Source organism: SAR86 cluster bacterium (assembly GCA_029268615.1).
Classification (GTDB): Bacteria; Pseudomonadota; Gammaproteobacteria; order Magnimaribacterales; family Magnimaribacteraceae; genus JAQWNM01.
Genome location: JAQWNM010000018.1, coordinates 53,422 through 63,141, shown reverse-complemented (window position 1 = coordinate 63,141; position 9,720 = coordinate 53,422). Strand labels below are relative to the sequence as shown.

Annotated in this window: 11 protein-coding genes; 6 read left to right on the top strand and 5 right to left on the bottom strand. The window is 33.3% G+C overall.

All coding sequences use genetic code 11. From position 1 onward, the window contains the following. The 4 genes from P8J93_09020 to P8J93_09005 all read left to right on the top strand — a co-directional run. Nucleotides 1–888: metallophosphoesterase (locus tag P8J93_09020; protein ID MDG2061940.1), on the top strand; the 888-nt coding region annotated here is incomplete at its 5' end. A gap of 31 nt (nucleotides 889–919) precedes the next feature. Beyond that, on the top strand, nucleotides 920–1,699 hold the full coding sequence (locus P8J93_09015; GenBank protein MDG2061939.1) for an enoyl-CoA hydratase-related protein: 780 nt from the start codon (nucleotides 920–922) through the stop codon (nucleotides 1,697–1,699). Nucleotides 1,700–1,722: 23 nt separating this feature from the next. After that, nucleotides 1,723–2,646 carry an NmrA family NAD(P)-binding protein gene (locus tag P8J93_09010; GenBank protein ID MDG2061938.1) on the top strand — a complete coding sequence of 308 codons (924 nt, stop codon included), beginning with the start codon at nucleotides 1,723–1,725 and terminating at the stop codon, nucleotides 2,644–2,646. A 71-nt stretch (nucleotides 2,647–2,717) separates the two neighbouring features. Beyond that, nucleotides 2,718–4,022: an amidohydrolase gene (locus P8J93_09005; GenBank protein MDG2061937.1), complete on the top strand. Its 1,305-nt coding sequence runs from the start codon at nucleotides 2,718–2,720 to the stop codon at nucleotides 4,020–4,022. Here the strand turns inward: P8J93_09005 and P8J93_09000 are convergent. From P8J93_09000 to P8J93_08980, 5 genes are read right to left on the bottom strand one after another with little or no spacing between them, the layout of a single operon-like run. Next, nucleotides 4,019–4,951, bottom strand: a complete 933-nt coding sequence (locus tag P8J93_09000; GenBank protein ID MDG2061936.1) for an SDR family oxidoreductase — start codon at nucleotides 4,949–4,951, stop codon at nucleotides 4,019–4,021. The two genes, P8J93_09005 and P8J93_09000, sit on opposite strands and share 4 nt — an antisense overlap. Continuing rightward, nucleotides 4,951–5,346 carry an FdtA/QdtA family cupin domain-containing protein gene (locus tag P8J93_08995; GenBank protein MDG2061935.1) on the bottom strand — a complete coding sequence of 132 codons (396 nt, stop codon included), beginning with the start codon at nucleotides 5,344–5,346 and terminating at the stop codon, nucleotides 4,951–4,953. Before P8J93_08995 ends, P8J93_09000 begins: the two co-directional genes overlap by 1 nt. Beyond that, nucleotides 5,343–6,440, bottom strand: a complete 1,098-nt coding sequence (locus P8J93_08990; protein MDG2061934.1) for a DegT/DnrJ/EryC1/StrS family aminotransferase — start codon at nucleotides 6,438–6,440, stop codon at nucleotides 5,343–5,345. Before P8J93_08990 ends, P8J93_08995 begins: the two co-directional genes overlap by 4 nt. A 3-nt stretch (nucleotides 6,441–6,443) precedes the next feature. After that, nucleotides 6,444–7,655 (bottom strand): class I SAM-dependent methyltransferase, encoded by a 1,212-nt coding sequence (locus P8J93_08985; GenBank protein ID MDG2061933.1) that lies wholly within the window; start codon nucleotides 7,653–7,655, stop codon nucleotides 6,444–6,446. Beyond that, nucleotides 7,652–8,191, bottom strand: a complete 540-nt coding sequence (locus P8J93_08980) for a dTDP-4-dehydrorhamnose 3,5-epimerase family protein (protein MDG2061932.1) — start codon at nucleotides 8,189–8,191, stop codon at nucleotides 7,652–7,654. Before P8J93_08980 ends, P8J93_08985 begins: the two co-directional genes overlap by 4 nt. Before the next feature lie 97 nt (nucleotides 8,192–8,288). On the opposite strand from P8J93_08980, the gene P8J93_08975 reads away from it, so the two are divergent. Together P8J93_08975 and msrA are read left to right on the top strand one after the other, a co-directional pair. Beyond that, a complete protein-coding gene (locus P8J93_08975; protein ID MDG2061931.1) occupies nucleotides 8,289–8,444 on the top strand; it encodes a hypothetical protein in 156 nt (51 codons plus the stop codon). A gap of 8 nt (nucleotides 8,445–8,452) precedes the next feature. After that, entirely contained in the window at nucleotides 8,453–9,703 is a 1,251-nt protein-coding gene (gene msrA, locus P8J93_08970) for a peptide-methionine (S)-S-oxide reductase MsrA (protein MDG2061930.1), read from the top strand. Nucleotides 9,704–9,720: the final 17 nt, after the last annotated feature.

Here is a 9,720-nt window from a genome sequence, read left to right as displayed (position 1 = left end):
AGTAATGATAAGTTTTCCTTTGCTGTTTTTTCTGATCTTAATGGAGGAGAAAGAGATAAGATATTTGAGATAGCAGCATCACAATTGGCATTATTGAGGCCTGAATTCATAATAAGTGTCGGTGATCTTATAAGTGGAGACTCTGAAGACGAAGAGATTTTATTAAAAGAATGGAATTCCTTTGATAAAAGGGCTGCCCAAGCTCTAGCTCCTGTTTTTTATGTTGGTGGAAATCATGATTTAACAAATAAAACTATGCATGATCTTTGGGCAAAAAGGTATGGTCCTCAGTATTATTATTTCATTTATAAAAATATTTTATTTTTAGTTCTTAATACAGAGGATTATTCTGAAAAGAAAAGCGCAGAGCTGTGGCAGGCAAGATCTGAGTATAAACTTGCTAAAAAGAACGGTGATGAAGTTAAGGCATCAAATATGCCTTATACCAGAATGCCTGAAAGAATTTTTGGAGATATAGAAAAAGAACAATCAGATTATTTAATAGATGTTATCAAGGCTCATCCCGAAGTACATTGGACAATGATTTTTATGCATAAGCCCGTTTGGTTAAAAGAAAAAGAACCTGAGTTTCTAGCTATTGAAGAGGCTTTATCTGACAGACCATATACGTTATTTAATGGTCATTTGCATAGATATTCACATCAAATAAGAAAAGAAAGAGACTATATAATGTTAGGTACTACAGGAGGTGCTCAACACCCAAAAAATGAAATGTCTTTTGATCATTTAACATTGGTAACAGTTGACAAAGGAGAGCCATCTATAGTTAATTTGAGGATGGATGGAATTTTAGATAAAACTGGACGTATCCCCTTAGGGGGTGAGTCTCTTTGTTTTCAGTTTTCAAAGTGTCGAAATAATAACTAGAATTCAATTAAGATATTAAGGAGGTTAAATTTTGTACGAAACAATTATATATGAGAAAAAAGATGAAGTAGCTCTTATTACTTTAAATAAGCCCAAGAAATTAAATGCTTGGACTCCGTTTATGGCTGAGGAACTAACTTTAGCAATAAGAAAAGCAAATGATGATGCTTCAATTGGTGCAATTGTTATGACAGGAGCTGGAAAAGGGTTTTGTGCAGGCGCAGATATTGATGAAACCTTTAAAACCAGGATAGATGGTAAAGATCCAGGAAAAGATACGCAATCTGGCCATGGAGGAATGCCCAAAGATGTAGATTGGGTTAACTTAATAAGGGACTCAAAACCCATGATTGCTGCTGTTAATGGTGCTGCTGTTGGAATAGGTATAACTATGATTTTACCCTTTGATATCATTATGGCCTCCGAAAGAGCTAAATTTGGCATGTTTTTTATTAAAATGGGTTTGGTCCCTGAACTAGCTAGTAGCTATTTTTTAGTTCAAAGAATGGGGTTTGGAGGGGCTAGCGAGGCTTGTTTATCTGGCCGCCTAATAGAGGCAAAAGAGGCTTTAAATTCTGGGTTAATAGATTTTATGACAGTAGAACATGACTTAATATCTGAAGCCCTTATTAAGGCTAAATTAATTTCCGAAAATCCAAGTCCTCAATTAAGAATGGTAAAACAGCTATTGAGTCAAAATGGAAGTGAGATAGACTTGGATTTAGTTCAAGATAGAGAAAGTAAATTATTACGTGAATGCTGGAAGACACCAGAACATAAAGAAGCTGTAAAGAAATTTTTAAATAATTAAAATAAGTATACAAAGGAAAAATCATGACAAAAGTAACTGTATTTAGTGCATCAGGAAGACCAGGAAGAGCTCAAGTCAGACAATTACTGTCTGAAGGATACGAAGTAAGGGCAGTGACCAGAGATAAATCTAAGTTAGATGCTTTCGAATCTATTGAGATTATTTCAGCTGATTATAATGATCCTGATTCTGTATTTAAAGCTTGCTCAGGGTCAGACATTGTTTTCTATACCACGCCATCATTTGAAGAAAGTCATAAGGGGTTAGATTTCGCTGCGACTATAGGTAATGCAGCAAGAAAAGCGAGTGTCAAGAAATTAGTTTTTAATACATGTTGTTGGGGCACAGATGAAGAAGTTGGAGAAATGGGTTATGACGGAAGTAGGCTTATAATTAATACTTTAACTCAGACTGGAATCCCTTTAGTGACATTTCAACCGGTTCTTTTTATGGATAATTTATTAACTAACTGGGCCAGGAAAGATATCATGAGTAATGGCTTGTATACTTATCCTCATAATCCAAACTTAGAAGCTAGTTGGATTTGTTTAGATGATGTAGCGAGGTTTATGATCGCTGCAATAGATAGGGATGACCTCAATGGCAGAAGGATAGTTATTGGAGGGCCAGAAATATTCACTCCCCAAAGAGTAGCAGATCTATTATCGGGGCATTTTGGTAATCCAATTAGGTATGAAATGTTGTCACTAGATATCTTTGCTGAAAGATTGTTCAATATATTTTATGCAGACAAAGAAGGTTCTGATAAAGAAGCTTTTACTTCATATATGTCAAATTTTTATAAATTTAATAATGAGTCAGAACATAAACCTTTTAAAGTAGACATGAAGCCGGTACTGGAATTAATACCTCTAGAACTTACGCCATTCAGTGAATGGATAAAACATCAAGATTGGGATGAAAAAATAAATACAACGGCTGGATAAATTAATTTTAGTTACATAAGCTGATGGAACTACGTTAATAAAGTGATATAGTCCTTAGCGGAGAGGTATAAATGAAAAATGCTTTAATAATTTCACTGGTTTTCTTGGCTATGAATGGTTTCTCTGCTTCACCCGAGGAATTAGAATCAAAACTTGATCTTCAGCTAGATTCACTAATGACTAAGGTTGTTTCTTGGAGACATGATTTTCATCAATATCCTGAACTGTCTAATAGAGAATTTAAAACTTCTAAAAAAGTAGCCAAGCATCTAACTGATCTAGGTCTCGAAGTCAAAACGGGTATAGCCCATACAGGAGTTGTAGCAGTTTTAAAAGGTAGTAGGCCTGGACCAATGGTAGCCCTAAGGGCTGATATGGATGCCTTACCTGTAGTTGAAGCCACCGGTTTACCGTTTGCTTCAAAAGAAAGATCTCTTTATAACGGTAAAGATGTAGGAGTTATGCATGCTTGTGGTCATGATGCTCATATCTCAATCCTGATGGGTGTTGCAGAATTTCTTAGTTCTATAAAAGAAGACTTGCCTGGCTCAGTTATGTTTATATTTCAGCCTGCAGAAGAGGGCGCACCTGCAGGAGAAGAAGGAGGAGCAAGACTGATGTTAAAGGAAGGGATCTGGGCAAAAGAGAGACCAGAAGTCATATTTGGACTGCATGTTAGTAATTCACCTCATGGCCTTATATCCTATAGGGAGGGGCCGATAATGGCAGCGGTAGACCCATGGAAAATAACAATAAAAGGAAAACAAGCTCATGGCTCTAGGCCATGGGATTCTATAGACCCTATAATGGTTGCCTTCCAAATTGGTAATAATTTACAGACTATTATTTCAAGAAAGCTTGATTTAAGAGAATCCCCTGCTGTGATTTCGGTAGGAAGTATTCACGGCGGAATTAGAAGTAATATAATTCCAGATGAGGTCGAAATGGAAGGTACTATTAGGACCTTCAATACTTCTATCAGAGATAAAATTTTTTTTGAAATGAGAAGGATTATAGAAAATACAGCTTCAATGGCAGGAGCTTCAGTAGAGATAAATCTGCCTAATGGTGAAAGTTATCCAGTCACTCTTAATGATGAAGATTTAACCGCGCGCGTATTGCCTACATTAAAAAATATTGTAGGAGATGAAATGGTTTATAGGGCTGACAGAAGCACGGGAGCAGAAGACTTTAGTTTTTTCTCTCAAGAGATACCAGGTTTCTTTTTCTTCTTAGGCGTAAATAAAGAAGGAGCAGATTATACTAAAGTGCCAGGTAATCATTCCCCTTATTTTCAAATTGATGACGGAGCTTTGCCAGTTGGAGTTAAAGGATTGTCTCATTTAACAATAGAATATCTGTTTGGAAATATTTAAAAATATTTTTCATTTTTAAACCATTCAAAGGTATCTGAAATACCTCTATCTAAGCTTCCTTCGAACTTAAATCCAATTTCTTTTATCTTATCATTTAAAACTAGATAACTTAGTTGGTTCATTATTTTACTATCAACAAACTCAATATTAAGATTACTTGCATACTTTGTGATACTTTCTAAGATTTCAGAGACTGTGTAATTTTCAGTATTGACATTAAATATCGATCCATATTGCTCCTCTTTCTTTAAAAAGAAAAAAAATGCTTTACAGGCATCATTTATATCAAGATAAGGCCTATGTTGGTGTAAAGCTGTTTTCCAAACAGTGATAGGCATTTTCATGATAGCTTGCCAACAAAATTTATTAACTGCTGTGTGGAATCTCATGCCTGGTGAGGTGCCAAAGATAGTTCCAAGTCTAAGAATAGCAGAATTAGAAATTTTACTATTCAGAATTAATTCTTCTTCTTTCACTTTACACTCAGCATAAGGACTTTGAGGATTTATGAAAGATTCATCGTCTTCATAAACATTATCTTCGGCACTACCATAAACGCTAGTAGATGAAGGAAAGAGAAGTTGAAAATTTAGATTTGAACATATTTCGATTGTATTTTTAGTCGCAGAAAGATTGTTTTCAAATAATTGCTTTGGATTATCATGAGATGCCTCAGCATTAGTTATCGCTCCTAAATGTATAAAAGAGTTGCAGTCTAATTTTTTTAAAACATCTAAAGCTTTATTTGGCTCTTTAGCAATATCTATCTCAAAAAAGTTAAAATTTTTATTCTGTATTACCCCTTTTAAGGAAGAAATTCTTTGAGTAGAAAGGTTATCTATACAAGTTACTTTAAGGTTTTTATTTAATAGGAATCTTATTAATTTACTTCCAATATGTCCTAAACCACCTGATATAATTACATGCATTAATTTCTTACCTCTTCTAAAAAGACACCATAATCTTTTATATAATCTCTTTCAGAATATTCATGACTGCAAAGAACCATCAAATAAGAATTTGCTTCATATTCTTGGGTGCCCCAAATCTTGGGGGGGATAGTTAAGGCCAGACCTTTTTTATTTAATGAAAAGTGCAATTTTTCTTGTCCATCATCGAGAGTAACTTCTATTATCCCGTCTAAGCAAACAAGAGTTTGCCAACATTCATGATGTGCATGATCTCCTCTTATTTCATCTTCTTCAGATTTATTAAAGAATATTCTTTTAACTGGATGTTCTAATGCTGAAAGGTCATTGATAATCCAAAATGAACTTTGTGGCTGAGGAATATTTTGGAAGTTAAAAGTTTTTAAATTTTTCATTTAAATTCATTCAGTTTTTTTATAATAGATAACTGGGTTTTTTTTTGTAATTCAGGGTATAAAGGTAAAGAGATTACCTCTCTTGAAATTTGATTTGTGATCTTTAGATCATGTTTTGTATATTTGCTCAATACTCCATTTTTATGATTAGGAGGATAATAGTGTATCCCCAAAAAGATATTCCTCTCTGCCAAATATCTCAGCAGCTTACTTCTTGATTTCGTTCTAACTACAAATAAGTGATAAGAACATTCCTGATTTGGGGAGTAAGAAATTCTTATAAATCTTGAGTCGAGATATTTATCATAAATTTTTGCAATATTTCTTCGTTTTTTTATCTCTTTAGGGAGCTTTTTAAGTTTTATCCTTAAAATTGCAGCTTGTAATTCATCTAGTCTAGAGTTTATTCCCCCTTCAATTGTGACATTTCTTTTTTTATCCCAACCATACTGCCTTAAAGCTATTGCTCTACCTTTCATTTTTTTTGATGGAACCCAAATTCCTCCTCCATCTCCCAAAGCACCTAAGTTTTTAGTCGGGAAGAAGCTAAAGCACCCTGCATCAGATAAAGTACCAGATTGTTTATTATTTATTAAGGTACCAGTGCTTTGAGCACAATCTTCTATTATCTTAATGCCGCTATTCTTAATTAACTTTTTCAATTTATTAATTTCTATCCCATGACCATAAAGATGCACTGCAAGTATCGCTTTGCATTTATACCTAGAAATAGTTCTTTTAATTTCTTCAAAGGAAATAAGAAGATTTGACTCATTCACATCAACATAAATTGGGATACATCCAGCATTTAAAATTCCTAATATTGACGCAGCTGCTGTATGAGAAGGGACAATAATCTTCGACCCTGGTTTTATTCCATTTATTTTAATGGATAGAGTTATTGCATCAGTTCCGCTGGCACAAGAAATAAAGTAACCTTTACTCCCTAGGTAGTCATTAAACTCTTCTTCGAAGCGTAAAACATTTTCACCAAGAATATAATTACCACTATCTATTAGCTTAGATAATGCCTTAGATATAGAACTTTTACTTTCTACAAAGCCTATCTTGGGGTTTGCAAAAAATGTTTTCAATGTTTATTGATATTCTTTATATAAGTGAGTCATCCATTCGCCTTTATACTGCTCTTCTTTAGCCATAATTTCTTTCTGATGATTCCAAGCAAATAAAACAGATACATCAGGATGAGGAGAAAATTTTGTATAAGGTAAAACAGGAATATGCTTTCCTGGTGTAAAGGTATTTTGTTTTGTTGGTGTAGTATCAACAATAAAATCAATTAATTCAGGACCTACTTCACAGTAATTGAGGATAGTTGTGCTCTTCGAAGTGGCTCCATAACCTAAGATAGTTTTCTTGTCTTCTTTTAAAGATTCTAGCTTACTTTTAAATCCTTTCTTAGCAATTTCACATTTATCAGAAAATTCCTTATAAGAAGGCATTGAAAGGACTCCTAATTTTTCTTCATACTCTAATTGATTTTTTAGTTGATCTGATTCTTCTGTAGAGCTGGACTTTCTTAAATAGTATCGCATAGAGCCGCCATGAGTGTTTAGGTGTTTGCAGTCAACTAATCTTAATCCATATTTACCAAAAATATTTTTTACTGCAAAGCACGAAAATAAATATACATGTTCATCATAAATTTGATCATAGGATATCTTTTCTAGGATATCAGCTAAATATGGGTCCTCAAATATAAGATAACCACCATCTTTTAATAAAACAGAACAAGCTTTAGCTAGATCATTTAAATCAGGTATATGACAAAATACATTAGCTGAATAAATGACATTTGCTTCACTATAAGAGGCAAGAATATTATTGGCTGTTATTTCTGACATAAATTCATTTATTGTCTCTACTCCATATTCATGAGATATTTCTGCAACATTTTTAGAAGGTTCCACACCCAAGCAAGGTATATCATTAACAACCAAATGTTCTAACATAACTCCATCATTTGACCCAATCTCAACAACAAAAGGATTTTTATCATTTGAAAATTTATTCTGCAATAGACTTTTTATTTCCCCCGCCATCTCTTTAAAGTGTAACTTCATGAAAGAAGACGACCTGCTGTAAAATGCATAATTTTCATGAAACATTTGCGTTGGGTCAGGCTGTTCTTCAAGTTGCAATAACCCTATTTCACTATTTACTGAGACAGACATTTCATAGAAGTATTCTTCTTTTGGATTCTGTTCTTTTAAAAAACCATTCCCTAACGGCATTTGCCCAAAGGTTATTATTCGAGGAATATCTTTTCCGCTAAATCTACATTTCATATTTTATTCTCATAGTATTCTGCTTCATCAAAATTTGGCCAGTTTGTATCTCTTTTATTTATTAAAATAGGTTCTATGGGTAAGTTAAGATCAATACTTTTATAATTAATACCTCTCTCCAACTTGTTATTATAGATTCCAGACACAAGATATAGAAGCAATGACCTTTCAGAAAGGCTAATAAATCCATGGGCAACACCTAAAGGTAAATATAATGTTTCTGGCTCTTCTTCAGTAAGTTCATATTGGATTACCTCTCCAAATGAAGAAGACTGTTTCCTTATATCAACTGCAAAATCAATTACTTTACCTTTCAAGCATGAAACAAATTTTATTTGGGGCTCCTTTATTTGATAATGGAGCCCCCTTAGAACTCCATAGTTTGATTCAGAAATATTAATTTTATTTAACTCAGGACTATCTACTCCATTCAGTACATCTTGGGCTACCATTTCATAGAAAAGGCCTCTATCATCTGAGAAAGATTGATGTTTTATAAGGTAGGCACCTTGTATGCTTGTTTCTTCAAGTTCCATGCAGGAGTTTTTATAAATGATTTAATTTGATTATTCTAATAAAAACCTATCATCCAGAACATCTTTATTTGATTTATTTATATAATAGAATAGAAAAATGAAAAAAATAGGAGATCAAAAAAAAGAGCAACTTGAAAAAAACTTCTCAAATCAAGATTCTTATGAAACAGAAGAAAATCTCAGATCTTGGCTTACAACAGGAGTTGTACTTTTGGTTTTAGTTTTATTATTAGTTAAGATTTTGATAGATTAAATTAGATTATGAAAATTATATTTATTTTAATTTGCAGCGTTTTCATTAATTCTTTAAAAACAGAAGATATAGAAGGTACAAATCACATTAAATCAATAGTTTTAGGCTCAGGATGTTTTTGGGGTGCTGAAAAAATGTATCAAGAAATACCCGGAGTTATTGATGCTATTTCAGGATATGCTGATGGAGAAGGCGTTGAACCTAAATATAGAGAAATAACTAAAATAAGGAATCGATTCAATCCTAACAATCATGCAGAAGTGGTTAAAGTTATTTTTAATTCAAATAAAATAAATCTCCAGAATATATTGAAAGAATTTTTTGAATCTCACGATCCAACTCAAGTTAATAGGCAAGGTAATGATTTGGGTACTCAATATAGATCTATTATCTTAATTACAGAAAGTTTCCAAGAAGACACTGTAAGAAAAGTGCTAGAAGAGTACCAAGGGCTCCTTTTTGATTCTGGATATGGAAAAATTTCTACAGAAGTCAAGCCCCTAGTCGTTTTTCATGAAGCAGAAAATTACCATCAGGATTATCTTTTAAAGAATCCTAATGGTTACTGTCCTGATCACTCAACCGGAGTTACTTTTTTAAGTAATTCAGCTTCTAATCAGGTAGACAATTCGTTATTGATGAAAGATAAGCATATATTAGTAATAGAATCTGAAAATTATTGTCCTTACTGCGAAAAATTCAGAAAAGAAGTTCTTTCTTCTTATGAGGGTTCTATTCCAGTGCAGTTTAGGTTGGCCTCTGAATTAGGGGGCTTATCTGTCTACACAGAAACATGGGCTACTCCAACCATCATTTTTATAAATGATGGTAAAGAGGTTTTTGGGAATCAGGGATATATGTCATCTAAAGAATTTTATAAAGTTTTAGGAGCTTTTAAGTTAGGAAATTCAGAGGCATTCAATGTAGCATTTGAAGAAGGAACTGATCAGAGGTATTGCAAAGAATACGAAATTTTTAAAAATACACCAGATGGTACTTTCGTAGATAAGCTGAGCGGAGCTGCTTTATTTGACACAAGATATAGATTTAATTCTGGTACCGGATGGCTCTCTTTCACACAACCTATACCCGGGTCTGTAATTGAAAGACCTGATAACAGTTTTGGCATGAGAAGAATAGAAATAAGATCCAAAACATCTGGAATTCATTTAGGTCATGTTTTTCCTGATGGTCCAAGAGGAAAACCTCGGTACTGCATAAATGCAACAGTATTAGACTTTCAGCCCAGGGATTCTTAGAACCTTATTTTCAATTT